The 16,155-nt window shown below is 45.9% G+C and carries 14 protein-coding genes; 11 read left to right on the forward strand and 3 right to left on the reverse strand.

Annotated elements, in window-relative coordinates; all coding sequences use genetic code 11:
* Positions 1 to 42: 42 nt before the first annotated feature.
* Complete coding sequence (locus ACG1BZ_RS09920; RefSeq protein ID WP_282933171.1) at positions 43 to 507, reverse strand: PaaI family thioesterase; 465 nt, start codon at positions 505 to 507, stop codon at positions 43 to 45.
* A 110-nt stretch (positions 508 to 617) separates the two neighbouring features.
* On the opposite strand from ACG1BZ_RS09920, the gene ACG1BZ_RS09925 reads away from it, so the two are divergent.
* The 11 genes from ACG1BZ_RS09925 (at position 618) to ACG1BZ_RS09975 (ending at position 13,629) form a co-directional block, all read left to right on the forward strand.
* Positions 618 to 1,760: a serine hydrolase domain-containing protein gene (locus ACG1BZ_RS09925; protein WP_413665481.1), complete on the forward strand. Its 1,143-nt coding sequence runs from the start codon at positions 618 to 620 to the stop codon at positions 1,758 to 1,760.
* Positions 1,760 to 1,987, forward strand: coding sequence for a SlyX family protein (locus ACG1BZ_RS09930; protein ID WP_282933169.1), 228 nt, complete (start codon positions 1,760 to 1,762; stop codon positions 1,985 to 1,987). Before ACG1BZ_RS09925 ends, ACG1BZ_RS09930 begins: the two co-directional genes overlap by 1 nt.
* 615 nt (positions 1,988 to 2,602) lie before the next feature.
* A complete protein-coding gene (locus ACG1BZ_RS09935) occupies positions 2,603 to 3,250 on the forward strand; it encodes an OmpA family protein (RefSeq protein ID WP_413665482.1) in 648 nt (215 codons plus the stop codon).
* A gap of 2,170 nt (positions 3,251 to 5,420) precedes the next feature.
* On the forward strand, positions 5,421 to 6,434 hold the full coding sequence (locus tag ACG1BZ_RS09940) for a GlxA family transcriptional regulator (RefSeq protein WP_413665483.1): 1,014 nt from the start codon (positions 5,421 to 5,423) through the stop codon (positions 6,432 to 6,434).
* Positions 6,435 to 6,584: 150 nt separating this feature from the next.
* Positions 6,585 to 7,670, forward strand: coding sequence for a PQQ-dependent sugar dehydrogenase (locus ACG1BZ_RS09945; protein ID WP_413665484.1), 1,086 nt, complete (start codon positions 6,585 to 6,587; stop codon positions 7,668 to 7,670).
* Positions 7,671 to 7,869: 199 nt separating this feature from the next.
* Positions 7,870 to 8,334, forward strand: a complete 465-nt coding sequence (locus ACG1BZ_RS09950; protein ID WP_413665485.1) for a hypothetical protein — start codon at positions 7,870 to 7,872, stop codon at positions 8,332 to 8,334.
* 309 nt (positions 8,335 to 8,643) lie between these two features.
* Positions 8,644 to 9,210, forward strand: coding sequence for a hypothetical protein (locus tag ACG1BZ_RS09955; RefSeq protein WP_413665486.1), 567 nt, complete (start codon positions 8,644 to 8,646; stop codon positions 9,208 to 9,210).
* Positions 9,211 to 9,291: 81 nt separating this feature from the next.
* Positions 9,292 to 9,660, forward strand: a complete 369-nt coding sequence (locus ACG1BZ_RS09960; protein WP_413665487.1) for an STAS/SEC14 domain-containing protein — start codon at positions 9,292 to 9,294, stop codon at positions 9,658 to 9,660.
* 36 nt (positions 9,661 to 9,696) lie between these two features.
* Positions 9,697 to 10,500: a class I SAM-dependent methyltransferase gene (locus ACG1BZ_RS09965; RefSeq protein WP_413665488.1), complete on the forward strand. Its 804-nt coding sequence runs from the start codon at positions 9,697 to 9,699 to the stop codon at positions 10,498 to 10,500.
* A gap of 220 nt (positions 10,501 to 10,720) precedes the next feature.
* Complete coding sequence (locus ACG1BZ_RS09970; protein WP_413665489.1) at positions 10,721 to 12,241, forward strand: amino acid permease; 1,521 nt, start codon at positions 10,721 to 10,723, stop codon at positions 12,239 to 12,241.
* Between the two features lie 14 nt (positions 12,242 to 12,255).
* Positions 12,256 to 13,629 (forward strand): glutamate decarboxylase, encoded by a 1,374-nt coding sequence (locus ACG1BZ_RS09975; RefSeq protein WP_413665490.1) that lies wholly within the window; start codon positions 12,256 to 12,258, stop codon positions 13,627 to 13,629.
* A gap of 53 nt (positions 13,630 to 13,682) precedes the next feature.
* On the opposite strand, the gene ACG1BZ_RS09980 is transcribed toward ACG1BZ_RS09975, so the two are convergent.
* Together ACG1BZ_RS09980 and ACG1BZ_RS09985 are read right to left on the reverse strand one after the other, a co-directional pair.
* On the reverse strand, positions 13,683 to 15,251 hold the full coding sequence (locus ACG1BZ_RS09980) for a multicopper oxidase family protein (RefSeq protein WP_413665491.1): 1,569 nt from the start codon (positions 15,249 to 15,251) through the stop codon (positions 13,683 to 13,685).
* Between the two features lie 129 nt (positions 15,252 to 15,380).
* A complete protein-coding gene (locus tag ACG1BZ_RS09985; RefSeq protein WP_413665492.1) occupies positions 15,381 to 16,067 on the reverse strand; it encodes an alpha/beta fold hydrolase in 687 nt (228 codons plus the stop codon).
* Positions 16,068 to 16,155 lie beyond the last annotated feature (88 nt).

The raw sequence follows: 16,155 nt of genomic DNA on the forward strand, positions 1-16,155 counted from the left end.
CCGGCCAAAACAGGGCCGGCAGCCATTTATCAGCTTATGGTTTTACCACTCATCCGGGACGCGGACTGCTATGACTTCTGCCTTGGCGCAGAGGCGTCCATTGCTGGTGAGATTGCAGTGCAGAACAGTTTTCTTGGAGGAGCGCTGAACAATAGTGGCTTCGAGAATGACCGGTTTATCGATGGCAGCCGGTGCCAGATAGCTAATATCCAGTTTGCCGGTGGCATACCAGATCTTGTCACCAGTGCCGACAGCTCGTCCGGCTTGCAGGTAACCATCGGCGATGGCTGTGCATACGGTATGGCAGTCGATAACCGTAGCGATAATTCCACCGTTTAAATATTGAGCAGGTCCAGCATTGTGATGGGAGCTGGGAAGGAACTCGCAGCGGGTTTGATCCTTCTCGGTCCAGTAGCTTTTAATACGCAGGCCCTGGTCATTGTCTGGACCACAGCCGAAGCAATGATTGCCCTGGATCTGATCTTGAATTGCGCTTTCCTGAGTCATATTTATCCCTCGCTATGAGCGCGCAATACTACCGATTTGCGCCGCAGAGTGGAAGAAACTACCCTTGCGGGCTTGCAACAGAGTTATCCGAATTATCTGGACGTAAATACATGGACATATACGGCTTTTGTGCCCCTGGTTTAGAGGCTCTTTACGATGCTTTTGCCAGAAATTTTCGCGAGTGCGGTGATACAGGAGCGGCCTTTGCCGTGCGCCAGCATGGAGAATTAATCTGTTCCTTATGGGCGGGAAGTGCGGATCGGGGTGCAGAGAGGCCATTTACTGAAGACACATTGGCCAATGTCTTCTCATCTTCCAAAGGCGTTCTTGCAGTTTTGGCGATGCAGCAAGTTGCCGCAGGCAAACTGGATTTGGATCGCCCGGTAGCGGATTACTGGCCTGAATTTGCCCCAGGCAAAGAAACTGTCACCGCACGCCAATTGCTGTGCCACCGCAGCGGACTTGTCGCTTTCCGTGAGCGGGTAAAAGACAGTTTGATTTACGATTGGCAGGCGGCTTGCGACCAGGTGGCTGGCAGCGAGCCTTGGTGGAAGCCCGGAAGTGCACAGGGTTACGCCCCATTTTTATACGGCTGGAGCTTGGGTGGATTAATTGAAAGGGTTGCCGAAAAACCCTTGTTGGAACTTTATCGGGAATTGCTAGCCAAACCCCTCAATCTTGATGGGGGCTTTGGGGCAAATGGACATCGTTCGCAGAGAATTGCCGATGTCAGCCCGCTGAAACAACCCTTACCAGAGCTTCGGGAAAATGCCATTGGCCGCGCCATAAAAGAAGACCGCAAAGGGCCTGTTGCGATGGCATTTAGCAACCCGGTGAGCTTGATGATGGGTACCAATAGCTCCGAGTGGCGCGGTGCTTTAATTCCTGCAGCCAATGGCCACTTCAGTGCGAGAGACCTGGCAGCGGTTTACGGTGAACTCACCTGTGACGAGCCGACTATTTTGCCCAAGCGGTTGATAGATGAAGCGGCAAAGGAGCAGAGTCATGGCCACGATAAAGTATTGCAGGCTGAGGTGAGTTTTGGTTGTGGCTTTATTCGCAGCAGTTCCGCGGCGGACTTGCGCTTTGGGGGTAGCCAGGGCTTTGGCCATCCGGGAGCGGGTGGTAGTGTCGGCTTTGCTGATCCGGAAAGAGGGCTGGGCTTCGGATACGTGACAACTCGTTTGGGGCAGAGCTTATTTATGGATCGTCGAGCGGTCGGTCTGGTAGATGTTCTTTACGGGTTGTTGTGATGACTGAAGAAATAAAGGCTCTGGTAGAGCGGGTCGATGAACTGGAGAGCCGTTTGGCTTTCCAGGAAGACACTATAAGCCAATTAAATGATGTGATTACTCGTCAGGATACGGATATTCGCACTCTACTCGCACATATGCGCGAGTTGGGCGAAAAGTATCGGACGATTGCTTTTGAGATGCAGGGGGCCGGCAAGCCGCTGGATGAAAAACCTCCGCATTACTAATTCAGTGGTTACAAAAGGGTTTTTATAGAAGTCCACAGGGGCTGGCACGAAATTTTTTTTGTTACTAAGTGACAGACATAGAGGTATTCGCTGCCTCTTGGGGGTGACTTTAAAAACAAAAGCGTCTAAAAAAATTGCCTCAGTGGAGCGTGAGGCTATTGACAAACTTTTCCACATACGCAGTTGGTAAAATTTGCCCTCAAACAAGAAGATATCCACCGCTATTTGACGTCAAGGCAGATTTCTAACTTGTTGTTTTTAAAAGGAAAACTGAAGAGTTTAAAAAATGTGCAAAACGCTGTAGGCGAGAGTTTACGCCGGCTGGCGCCATGGATAGCTTATTAGTGCACAGTTTTATCCACAGATTTTGTGGAAGACCGGAAAGCTGATCACTTCTTGCTCGCTACTTTGTCCGTCATTGGTACGTAGTTATGAATAGTTAGTACGTAATGGGGACTAGTCAGTAGAACTGACAATAAATTCGCTTTAGTCTATGGAAAATTTCATTGGGTTGGTTCAGCCGCCAGTCAGATAGTGTGTTGAACAATACAGAGATTGCACAAGACATGTGTAGCTCAATACCCGTTACTTAAAAATGCGTTAGGAGAGCCAATAATGAAATATTGGGTAGCAGCCCTGGCACTGGGTTCGATGGTTGGTTGTTCCACATTGGACCCTTACACAGGTGAAAGTAAGACCAGTAATGCCGCCAAGGGGGCTGGAATTGGAGCTGTAACTGGAGCGATCGTTGGTGTCGCTACTGCCAGTAAGAAAGACCGTGGTAAGGGAGCCTTGACTGGTGCCCTGGGTGGCGCGGCGATCGGTGGTGGCATTGGTTACTATATGGATCGTCAGGAAATGTTGTTGCGTCAGCGCCTGGAAGGTACCGGCGTACGTGTTGAGCGTGAAGGTGATAATATTCGCCTGATCATGCCTGGTAACATTACCTTCGGTACTAACCGCGCAGATATTCGTACAGACTTCTATGACACTCTGGAATCGGTCACTGTTGTATTGCAGGAGTTTGATAAAACTGCAATTCGAGTCAGCGGCCATACCGATAGCACTGGTTCAGATGTGTACAACCAGAGCTTGAGCGAACAGCGTGCTAATTCCGTTGCTGGCTTCTTCAGCGGTCAGGGCGTTTCTGCAGGTCGGGTACAGGCGGTAGGTTACGGTGAGCGTTATCCTATTGCCAGTAATGACTCTGAAGCTGGGCGTCAGGCCAATCGCCGAGTTGAGTTGGAACTACTGCCTTTATAACGATCAGGTCAGATAATTTCTACCTTTAGTCGTTCTTTTGTTGATAGTGCCCAGATTGTTCGGTTTGGGCACTACACCCCTTCATAAATTCCCTTTATTATTCTGCTCAATTTCTTAACTATTCCCTTAATCCGCAATTTGTTTGTCCCTGCAAAGAGTTTCCGGCTTTGATCCCTGGTTACTCAGAGGATGACGTATTGAGAGAAAGCTTTCTCACTTATCCTCTTGCCATCTTCAGAATCTTTTCCGAGCTGTTTTTGTAGTTGCCGCTCAAACCATTCTATTTAGATCAAGGCTCATCTTTGGATTTCCGTGTTGTCTTGTTTTCAGACTTATATAAATCTAGCGACCCTAAGATTTAGCATTAGTTTGATTTAAGTAAATTTTTAGAGATTGTTTTGTGAGCCAAACGAGATTGCTTATCAGTTCTTTGATGTCTCAGTTTGTTCGACTGCTAAAAATTAGACGTGCCAACATTTTTATAGAGATCATTTGCCAATCATATTTTCTACCTATGAATAATTGATTTTGTGGCCATGTATGCAGAGATAGATTTGCTTGCTTTTTGATTTTTAGAGCATTGGCCGTCAAGTAAGCAGGAAAGTCCGAAAATTAAGTTGTCTAGGGTTGGGTTGGCGCTAATAATAATTTCTTAGTTTTATTATTTTCTGGATTTGTACTTTATGTGATTTATATTTTTGACCAGCTTTTTATGTTGGTACACCTGTGCAAGTTGAAGTGGTGTGAGTCGTAAGTTTTTATTGTTTTTTCTGTCGCGGATGTTTTTAGGTGTTTAGTTGGTGGAATCAGTTTTGATTAGTACCCCCAGGCAAAGGATCGCATAAATACTTCTAATTCGAAGGGTGTAGCGCCAGATTTTAGGGTTGTGTTAATAGTGGAGGTTGTTCCTTCCCTCATTCGCCACTTCGATTGGTAATTTAGTTGTTGGATGGATGGATGGATGTTTGTGTCTGTCTCGTCGGAGAATTAATTCGACACATTGAGATGGGTAAAGAATTTCATAAGTATTGTTTTTCATGGTTTCACTGCTGTAAATGGCTGATCTATACGCTGCAGAAATATAATAATGGTGATTGTGAACCTGGCTGGTTTTAAGAGACGATAAAGTAAAATTTTGCAGGAAGCTTGTCCTTTTGGTTGGAAATGATGAGTCTTAAGATGTGGGCCTGTGATGATCGTCAAGCTTCATTACTTAAATGTTTTGTGAGATTCATATTGGGGCTGAGGGCTTCAAGCTCTTTTCATGAAGGTCTATGTCATTTTCAGTTCTTCACTAAAAGATTTTATCCATAAGATGGAAAGGCTATCTCGATAACTTTTGGTTGGTAATTAATAAGGGGTAGCGGTGATCTTGGCAGAAGGTGTTGGCTAAAAGTAGGTTCTGAGAAGAGTACACAATGAGTTCTTAACTTTTAAAGCCTTGACTCTCCTCTTAAGGGAAGAGTTTAGAATTTTAGTGGCTCAGGTAAAGAAAGGGGTCTCACTTAACATGCGGTAGATGTAGTAGCTGCGCCTAATTGCTGAATCGATCGTAAAGCTATTGATTGAGTGGTTGGATGTTAGGGTTGGTAAATAGTTCTTAGCTTTAGTGTTTTATTGCAATTTTATTACATTTAAATTTTTCTAGTAGGTTTTTGTTCTTTTTTTGTTTGTGATTTGGAGTTTTTTTAATTTTGGGTGATTGTTTTACACCCAGGCCCGGTCTGTGGGGCGGGGTGGAAAAATTGAGGCAGTGTTGTGGGTCCTTAATTGGCATTTTATTTAGATGTGTCAAAAAAACAGTCTTCAATCATTTGCTGGTGTGCATGCAAAAGACGCCAAAATTTTTAGGGTGGAAAATACTATTTATCGTTGTGTAAGTGAAATAATTATTGGTTCATCTGTACCAATTGAGGTTGTTAGTTTTATTGGTACAGCTTGTTAGTACAAGTGGGATGAAATTTGATCAGTTAAAAGGCCCCAAATTTTGGGTGACTGGTTATTCTTTAAGGTAATATCAATATTGCTTTACAGAATATGCAAGGTTAGTACATCCTAACGCAAAGTCACTTAATTCCATCGAGTTATTTTGCCTTTTTACGCCAAGTTAGATTTGCGAGAAAACATAAAGAACCCTTCTGGGTTGATAAGTTAGTTGTAGGTGTTTGCCGTGAAAAGTAGTCTTCTATCGCCATACCAGGGCCTTAAAGAAAGTAAAAAGAGAACGATATCGATCATTATTTGTTCTGGTGCCCAGTGCCTGGATATCACAGGTCCAGCTGAGGTGTTTACGTTTGCTAATAAACAAATGGCCGATTTTGGGTATGGCGAAGATCAGCTGTATAAAATTGAATTTTTGGCTGCAAGCAAGGAGCCGAGGCAAGTAACTACTGGCCTGAAAGTACATCCAGATAAATGTTTCTACGAGGCTGATTCCATCCATACTCTTTTAGTTGGTGGTGGTACTGCGAAAAGTTGCCTTGACTTAACGGATGACAGTCAGTTTCTTGAGTGGTTGAAAGTTAAGGCAAAGGAAGTTGAGAGGATAGGGGTTAGCGGAAGTGGTACATTGGTACTTGCCAAGGCTGGAGTTTTATCAGGGCATCGGGCTACAACCCATGAAAAATACATCGGTGATCTAAAAAAATATAAAGATATTGAAGTAGATGACAAAGCGATTTTTGTGAGAGATAAGAAAATCTACAGTTCTGTAGGGCGAAGTGCAGGGATAGACTTGGCCTTAGCTATGGTTGAGGAGGACTTCGGTCGAAAACTGGCCCTTTTAGTTGCTCGGGAAATGATTTTGTACCTGAAGCGTGATGGTGATCAGAGTCAGTACAGTAGTTATTTACAGGCACAATTAAAAAATAATAGGTTCTCCCCGTTGTTGGAATGGATAAACCTAAACTTAGAGCAGTCTCTCAGCGTTGATTTTTTGGCCAAAAAACAAGCAATGAGCCCCCGAAATTTTTCTCGCTGCTTCACAAGCGAAATAGGTGTAACTCCGGCTCGGTATTTGGAGCAGGTTAGAGTTGAGAAGGCCTGTCAGTTAATATTGGAGGCAGGGATTAGTCAGGATGTAGTGGCAACCCAGTGTGGCTTTTCGTCGCAGGAACAAATGAGAAGGGCGTTTCTTCGGCAGAAAGGTATTCTTCCCAGTAAATACCGCAAACAGTTCGCTTGAGAATACTGGATTTCGTTGATTTTTGGCTTATCTTCGACATGGGAGGCGGCTTTTCAGGGTTTAAGCATGAATGCTCATGTATGCCTGAACCTCTGAGTTGATCAACATCTTCACTTTTAGTTAATATTTATATTTTGCAAGAATATAAATATGAAATACTTACTTTTGGCCAGTTTGTTATTTGCAGCTTCTGCAAGTGCTGAGATAGACCTTGATTACCTCAAGGTACCCGAGGGCTTTAAGCTCAGCTACTTTGCAGAAGATGTTGAGACGGCTCGTCAATTGGCGCGTTCTGAGTCGGGTACAGTATTTTCTGGTTCTTTCAGCGCGAAAAAAGTTTATGCTTTCAAGGACACAGATAATGATGGTGTAGCTGATCAGCGTTGGCTATTGATGGATGATTTAAAAGCGCCGACAGGTATTGCCTATAAAAATGGCGATTTATATGTGGCTGATGTCAATAAGATTATTCGCTTCCCCCAGATTGATAAAAATCTTGACAAACCGAAGTCTGAGGTTGTTTACGATCAGTTTCCAGCGGACAGGCATCATGGTTGGAAATTTTTGCGTTTTGATAGTGAAGGGCAGCTAATAGTGCCTGTCGGCGCACCTTGTAATATCTGTGATGCCAACGAAAATTACTCAAAAATATTTTCGCTGGACTTGCAATCTAAGAAAACAAAAGTGATTGCAAATGGGGTGAGAAACTCCGTTGGCTTTGATTTTCATCCGCAAACTAATGAATTGTGGTTTTCAGACAATGGTCGGGACATGATGGGTGATGATATCCCACCCTGTGAAATCAATAAGGTAAGCTTTGCAGGAGAGCATTTTGGCTATCCTTATTTCCACGGTGACGATATTGCGGATCCGGAATTTGGTCAGGGTAAGAAGGTCGCTGATTATTCCAAGCCGGTATTAAATTTAGATGCCCATGTGGCGCCTCTTGGAATTCACTTTTATCGCGGTGGGCAGTTTCCCAAGGAATACCAACAGAACTTGTTGGTTGCTGAGCACGGGTCCTGGAATCGAAGCAAAAAATCAGGTTACCGAGTAATGATGGCGACAGTTAAAGATGGTGAGGTCACGGATTACAAGCCGCTGGTCACTGGTTTTATGCGGGATGAAACCACCTATGGGCGCCCTGTTGCATTTTTAGAAATGCCTGATGGCAGCGTATTAATTTCTGATGATTTTGCCCATAAAATCTATCGCTTAACCTATACCGGTATTTAAATGGCCGATTGTATAGCTATCAGGGCTGCTCATTGAGCAGCCCGCTTGGTTATCCACTGTATTGGTTTTCACGCTAGAGGAATTTCTGCCAAATTTCCTCACCTCTTAGCTATCCTTCAGACTCTGTAAAAAAGAGTAAGCCGATCCTAATTACTTGTGCTATGTCTACTGCGATAAGAGCATAAGTAAGGAGAGGGTTGTGACGCAAAAAATATCCTGTGAGACATTTTCCAAAATCGTGAGTGTTATTTTATATCTCCTAGTGAGTAGCACGGCGCATGCGACTGAGGACATAGCTTCGGCATCTACTGCTCATTTGGAATTACGTTTTGCCCAAGCTGAGGTTGTGGCGCAAGTAGAAATTATTGATGTTCACAGGGATGTGGATAGCGCACTGTCTGAGGAGGGAATTACAGCCATATCAGGCTATATCTACTCTGCCGTTCCCAGCCAGGTTTGGAAGGGGCCAATGGGTGGAGAGATCACCTTCCGCCTGGGATTTGAATCCTGCGATTTAAAGCTGGAGCAAGGTGAAAACTATCTGATTTTTGCGAATTTGGATAGCTACGGAAGGTTACACCTGAGGAGTTGTGAGGCGGTTATTGCTGAGTCAGACGCCACCGCGATACTTGCCCAACTTAATAAGTTTATTAAACAGGGCTAAGAAGTTGCTTTCTTGCAGACCTGTTAGAACTATCAGTTGTAACTGGTTCTTTCTTTACAGCAATCCAACCTGCTACGAAGTGGCTCTCCCCCTTGAAGAACCCCAAAGGCGGGTTATTCTTATCAGTATTGGCGCGACCTTCTTTTACAGGCGCTGCATCTCATTAAGTTGCACACCGTTGTAAACAGGCTGGAGTGTCAGGGTTTGGGATTGTTATCGAGAAAGTACACCGACCAGCACTGTGTAACCGGCTCGATTTTAATGATTAATGTCTTCTTTTGAGTTTGCCTGGGGTCGAGAGGTCCAGATATGAAGAAGTTACTGATTCCCCTGATCATTTTATTACTGATCATCGGTTATTTTATGTCGCGCAGCGGCGAGCATAAGGCTAAAGAAGCCTATAACTCGATGGAGCAGGAGCAGAAGAGTGAACAGATGAGGGGATCCTCTACCCCCTCTAGTGGAGGAAGTAGCGGTGGCTCAATGGCCCCAGCAGATACCTCGGATTCCCCTGATGGTATGGGCAATCCCGATTCCCAAATGCCCCAGAACTCTGACTCAACCGATCCCGCTCCTCCGGGGTCTTCAGATAACGGGAGCTCACCTGACGCTACTATGTCTGGGTCAGACAATATGGGTGCAGATGGCAACATGAGCCCGGATGCTAATGATTCTAGCGCCATGCCAGACGCGAGCAATAACTCGGGCGGCGACCTAAATCAGCAAGCGGATAAGGTCGTAGATGATGCTACGAAGGAAGCCAATGATGCTGTAGAGGGAGCGACTAACGATATGGATGCCTCTGCCGATGGCACTGAAACAGATACAGAGGCAGATACCGGTCAGGATGAGGGGATGGAAAGTAATGATAACTGACCAATAGTAATGACTCAGCTACATCGAGCTAAGCGAAAAGCAGGGCCGCACAGAAGTGTGGCCCTGCCGCATTCTCAAAATATGATTGAGCATATCTGGCATCAGGGTGATCGAATACTCGAGGTTAGACCAGTTGGGAAGTTAACCGTTGAGGACTTCCAGTTGCTAGCCGCGCAAGTTGATCCGATCATCAGCAAGCGGGGACGTATAGAGGGGTTGCTAGTCAATGCGGGAGATTTCGCTGGCTGGGAGAGCTTTGTCGCAATGATCTCTCATTTCCGCTTTATTCGAGAGCATCAACGGCATATCCGCCGGATAGCCGTGGTTACCGATAATCCTATCCTCCGCTTTATGCCCAACCTTGCCTGTCACTTCATCAGTGCTGAGGTACGTCCCTTTCCCGAAGAGGAGTCCGCTCAAGCTCTGGAATGGTTACAAAAACCGGGTTAGCATCGCCTCCCTTTTTCAATGTTACCTGGAGGGCAGGTGAGTCCATCGTTGGCTATTGTCGCTGCGGCGCCAGAATATGTTTCCGCAGCGGAAGAACTATCCGCTCAGTTAGATTACCCCCTCCTTGGAGCTATTTCTCCTGCTGATGTGGTCGACTTTCCCCAAGTGTTGTGTCTCGGAGAGCAACTGCAGTTATGTGCGACCGGGCGTAAGGCAGCCGGGCCAGTATGGGTGGACTTTGTTTCTGGAACACTTGCTCATCGCCGCAAGTATGGCGGCGGTAAAGCTCAACCAGTAGCAAAAGCTGTTGGTCTGCGTTCTGGCTTCCATCCCAAAGTCCTCGATGCCACCGCTGGTTTGGGTAGAGATGCTTTTGTTCTGGCGGCGCTGGGATGTGAGGTGCAGATGCTGGAGCGCAACCCGGTTGTTTTCCAATTGCTGAAAGATGGAATACGCCGGCTGCGACAGGCGTCTGTCGGGGATATTGAGTTGGCTGCAATTTCTGAGCGAATGAGCTTGGTGGATTGCTGTACGGCGGCGTCAGAGTGGCTCGCGCTGCAATCGGAGGAATCCATCCCTGTTATTTATCTGGATCCGATGTTCCCTGCGCGGGGGAAAGCTGCCAAGGTCAAAAAGGAAATGGCGGCCTTCCATCATTTGGTTGGGATTGATGAGGATGCGGATAGCTTATTGAGCCCTGCCTTGGTGGCCTGCTACTACCGTACAGTAGTTAAGCGCCCTAAGCTTGCCCCCTATTTGGCTGATATGAAGCCGAACCTTTCCTTGGAGGGGAAATCCGGCCGCTTCGATATCTACACCAAACATGGGGTTCCAGGCTAACTGCCACATACCGGTGCCCTAGCCGATTTCTCCTTGGGTGAAAGATAATGTGGGCACCGACTTGCTATGAATTCTATGTTTCCATAAGTCCGTTGCTAAAAGGGCGGCTTATGCCTTGGTAGCGGCACCTCTGTTATCCCATCTATCCCGCAGACTCCCACGATAGGCTTTGCTTCTTTGTACTGCCGCAAAAATATTGCACTCCAGGGAGGTCCCATCAGTGAGACCAAAAGGGAGCAGTGCATCGAGCACCCCGGATATTGCCAACAGAAAGATGTTTTCTGTGGCTGCTCTCGGGCTCCTAACTGCCGCAACGGTCGTTACCAGCTTGCGCACCCTGCCGATGATGGCGCAAGAAGAACTGACGATGTTTTTCTATATCGGCTTTGCGGCATTGTTGTTCTTGATTCCTGCAGGGCTCGTGTCGGCAGAACTTGGCAGCGCCTTTTCAGAGCGCACTGGGGGTGTCTATACCTGGGTTGGTGAGGCCTTCACCCCGAAGGTGGGTTTTGTCGCTATATGGTTGCAATGGATCGAGTGCATTGTTTGGTATCCCACAGAGTTGGGTTTTGCCGCAGCGGCGGTGGCTTATGCGGTGGGCGATAATACCATCGCCCAGAATACCTACTATATCGGTGGGTTTTGCATTCTTGCCTATTTGCTAGCGACACTGATTGCCCTTACCGGAACCCGTTTTCTGGTAAAAGTGGCACAGTTTGGATTTCTGGTGGGTATCGTATTTCCCTGTTTGATTTTGATTGTCCTGGCTGTTTGGTGGGTGGTGAGTGGTAATCCTATTGGCTGGGAGACCTTGACCGACCCGGAAGTAGCAGTGCGTCGGGATGGTTATGATCACCCGCGCTGGTTTCCCCATATTAACGGTTTGGGGGCAATTGCTTTTCTCGGGGGTATTTTACTTGCCTTTGCTGGAGTGGAAGCACAGGCCACGCATGTGTCGGAACTACGTGATACCCGTCGAGGATATCCAGCTGTAATTGCCATCGCCGCCGTTATTTCCATCCTGGTGTTCACTCTCGGCGCACTCTCTATTGCTGCAATTTTGCCCTATAAAGAGATATCTGTAGAAACTGGCTTATTTACAGCTTACGAAAGAGCTTTTGGGCAGCTACTTGGGATTCAATGGCCCGTGCAAGCACTTTCCTGGCTAATTGGCTATGGTGCACTAAGTGGTGCCTTGGCATGGTTGGCTGGCCCCAGTCGAGGGCTACTGGCTACGGCCCAGGATGGGATGTTGCCGCCCTGGTTTCAGCGAGAAAACCGGGTGGGTGTACAAAAAAATATTCTCCTCGCACAGTTTGTAGTGGTAGCAGCAATCTCGTCCATTTACATTTTAATGGATAATGTATCTACAGCTTTTGTTTTAATTTCAGTGATGGCTATTAGCTTATACATCATTATGTACATAATGATGTTTGCTGCGGTTATTCGATTGCGGATCACGCAACCAGACTTACCCAGAAGTTTTCGTATCCCGGGAGGGCTGCCAGGGGTTTGTATTGTTGCCGGAATAGGCTTAATTTCCGTTGTTTTTGCCTTGGTAGTTTCATTTTTCCCGCCAGAACAGCTCACGATAAAAAATCCTGTAACTTATGTTGCTCTCAACCTGGGTGGAATTGCTATAGCGATCACCGTTCCCTTGTTAATTTTCTATTTTCACAATCCCTCCTGGCGGGGGGAGGGTGGCCATCAACAGCAGTCATTTTCTGATATTGATGAGTGAGCCGGAGGTAGGTAGTGAAAGAGCAATCTCCATTTGATAGGTTCTTTGACGAATACAATGAAGATATTCCAGAAAAGCACTTTCCCCGGTGTAGTATTTCAGCAGAGGCTGCCGAGGCTATTGTAACCAGTGAAACCTGGGCTGACGCAAAGCCTGCGATGAACTTATCTTCGTTTGTCACAACTTTTACTGAGTCAGAAGCATTTGAGGTCGCTAAGAAACATTATCTGAAGAACTATATTGATCATGACATGTATCCACAGCTGTTTGCGATGGAAGCGCGAATGGTTCGCTGGTTACACAACCTCTGGAATGGACCTAAGGGAGTAGAGCCATACGGCGCAGCGACCATAGGCTCGTCAGAGGCCTGCATGTTGGCTGGTTTGGCGCACAAGTGGAATTGGCGTAAGAAGAGGCAGCAAGCTGGCAAAGACGGCTCAAAACCTAACCTGGTTACCGGAGCCAATGTGCAGATCGTTTGGGACAAATTTATGCGCTACTTTGATGTGGAGCCGCGCATAGCACCGTTAAAGCCTGGTCATTACCGCTTTACCAGTGAACATCTGGATGAATTGGTCGATGAGAATACCATCGCTGTTGTCGCTATCGCCGGGCAAACCTTTACCGGTGAGGATGATGCATTTAGGGCAATTCAAAACTGGTTGGATAAGTATGAAGAGAGAACAGGAAACGATATCCCTATGCATATTGATGGGGCGTCGGGAGGATTTGTTAATCCATTTCTCTACCCGAATTATAAATGGGATTTTCGTTTGCCAAGAGTGAAATCTATCAATGCCTCCGGGCACAAGTTTGGCTTGGTGCCGCCGGGATTGGGGTGGATAATTTTTCGTGAAAAAGCAGTTTTTGATGAAGACTTGATGTTCTATGTGAATTACCTGGGTGGGGAGATGCCTACAGCCACATTGAACTTCAGCCGAAATGCATCGCCGGTTGCCTACCAGTATTACAATTTTATACGTCTAGGCTATGAGGGGTACAGGCAGATTATGCAGCACACCTTGGAAAATGCGCAGACTCTTCGTCAACTTCTGGTGGCCAGTGGGTACTTTGAAATAATGAATAAAACCCAGAGAATCCCAGTTGTTGCCATGACCCTGAATAAAAAATATAAAAATTTTAATGAATATGATGTATCCAATAAAGTACGTGAGCGGGGATGGGTTCTTTCTGCCTATTCGATGCCGCCAAACGCTCAGTCTGTAAACTCTCTGAGAATTGTTGTTCGCCCTCATCTCAATCAGAATGCAATCAGTGGCCTTGCAAAGGATATTATCCATGCTTGCGATTGGTTGAGTAAGCATTGTGGTAATGCAACTCCGCCCAAGTTACATGACCCGCAAAAAGTGGCCCCCAGTAAGTGTTAGTTCTTACGGGACTTTAACGATCCTTGCATTCAATGACTGGTTAGATAAGTGGGCTATTTTGGAATCTCAGAGGCATCTTTGACAACTTTAACATGTTGCATCATACCCCCATCCTCATGATAAAGTAAGTGGCAATGCAGAGGATACTTTCCGGTAAAATCTTTGAAACGAGTACGGAATTTGACATGTCCATGGGGCGGTACTTGAAAGGTGTCGCACCAAAACGGTAGTTTGAGTGTGTGGTGCATGGGGTCTTCTCCAACCACCTCGATAACATAATACGGATTTACATGAATATGGATTGGGTGGGGGAATTCACTTTCATTAACCAAGGTCCACTCCTCTACTGCATCAAGCTCTACGTAATGATTAACCACTTCACACCCTTCGAATGGTGAATGGTCAATACTGACATTCAGCCCGCGATAATATTTTTGGGGGTCATCAAGCGTGTTGGCCTGGAAAGTGAGTCGACGTGTATTGGTGATCTCATCATCTGTAATAGGTTTCAGTAAGTCCACTTTAAAACTGCTGGGGAAGGGTGGGGGTGCACATCGGGCGGGTGGTTTGCTGGGGGCATAGATTGCCGTTCCGATTTCCTCCCCCTGGGCAATGGCAATAACAAAAAGTGGACTGTTGTTATGGTACTTATAATGCGGCATTTGTTGGAACTCAATCGCATTATTGTAAATGTAAAAATGAGCTCCCGGAGTGGCGGCTTCACTGATTTTTAAGAAAAGGGAGGCTCGATTAGCGGGGCCCAGGCTTACTCCGTCTTGTAGGCGGTAGTCATCAGTAGGGTTTCCATCAAACCCGTAGATATACATTTGCGCGAACCAAGGGCAATCGATATCTATCGATGTCCTGGTGGTAGCATTGAGAAGTCTCAGATTGAGAAGCTCACCCACCGTTGCATGAATGATAGGGCAGTATTGCCCGTTAACGGTAATACAGTATTCACTATCTGGGAACTTAGCGACCTGGTGTTGATCCTCTACTTTTCCGTGCTCATCTACGGCAATATTCTGGAAGACAAGAATATGTTCCTTAACTCCCATTGCCTCAAGTTCATCGTCAAATTCATCTCTTACGATTAGGGCACCTGCCATCCCGCTGCCGACTTGTATAGCGACAGAGCCGTGCTTATGGGGGTGGTACCAGTAGAGTCCTGGGGGTTGGTCCTTGGGAATGTCGTATTCGTAGGTATAACTTTCCCCTGGTTTGATCTTCATGCAGACATTGTCGGCCGGAGATTCTGGGGAGACGTGGAGCCCGTGAGTATGTAAGTTGTAGGTATTGAACTCATGGGGGAAGTTTATTGTAGCGGGTGTATTAAGGGGGTCTTCCTCTGGCAGCAGGTTGTTTGTCTGGATAGTAAGGTGGCTATCAGCGCGAATTTCAATGGTAGGGCCTGTAAGTGTGAAACCTGCTTCTTGAGTGATTGATGATGAAAATACACGGGTCCAGGTTGGTGTGTCATGGGTTTTGTAAAAACTGAAAATGTTATTCTTTTCGTACTGTACATCAAGTTTAAGTTCTAATTTTCTATTTTCTTTATCCATTGAGTAAGCAGGCGGATTTTTTATTGGTTCTAGAAAGGAAATATGCTCTCTATTGCTCACTGTTAACTCCGAGGATTTTGTGGGAAGCGAGATTGGTAAGAGGTACTTTATGAACGAATATCAGTTTAGATTCTAAGGCGAGATTATTTGTGGAATTGCTCGCCATATGATCGTTAATTGAGAGGCAAGTTAGGGTAGCAATAATCCTTCTGCAAAATTCATAATAATTCTCGCGACTTTGTTGGGGTGTGCCTGAGCAATAAAGTGCCCACCAGGAATATCAATGACATTGAGGTTGATGTATATCGCAGATATATCGATGACAGCTTTTTTACTTACAAGTCGATCTCTATCCGGGCGGATGTAGACGGCAGGGATTTCCAATCTTTGGGATGGTTGGGAAATCGAGGCGGTATTGTGAAGCCTTTGCTTTAGTTTGCCTCTGTTGGTGTTTAGTAGGGCGTTATAGGTGCTGTCAATGAGTATGTCACTGCCTTTGCCATTGAAACCAAAAAAATTTAGTGTGATTTTGGTTAAAGATGGGCAGTCTATAAGCGAGATTGGAGCTAGTTGTGCTGCCTTGGATAGAAGCGAAGGAGAGCTTATAAAGCTAGCTATAAAGGTAATGCTTAAAATTTTCTCGGGAGCTAAGAGGGATAACTCATATGCAATTCGTCCTGAATAGGATTCAGCAATAATGTAAGTCTTCTCATTGAGATAGCTCTTGGCGATTGATTGAGCTTGAGCCAGGTAACTATCCCCTGGGAGCTTGGAAAGGCAGATAGTTTCGGTTGTCCATTGTTTTGGTAGTGCCTTAATCAAACCTGAAAACAGTGTTCCTGTTCCATCAAGTCCTGGTAGAAGTAAAACTTTCAATTCCGAATATCCTGCTGGAATTTCCTATTAACTGAATATTAACATGCTTATGTTGAGTATTTCTCTATATATGACATTCAGCCAGGGT

Origin of the sequence: Microbulbifer sp. CNSA002, from assembly GCF_047324085.1 — a bacterium.
Taxonomy (GTDB): Bacteria; Pseudomonadota; Gammaproteobacteria; order Pseudomonadales; family Cellvibrionaceae; genus Microbulbifer.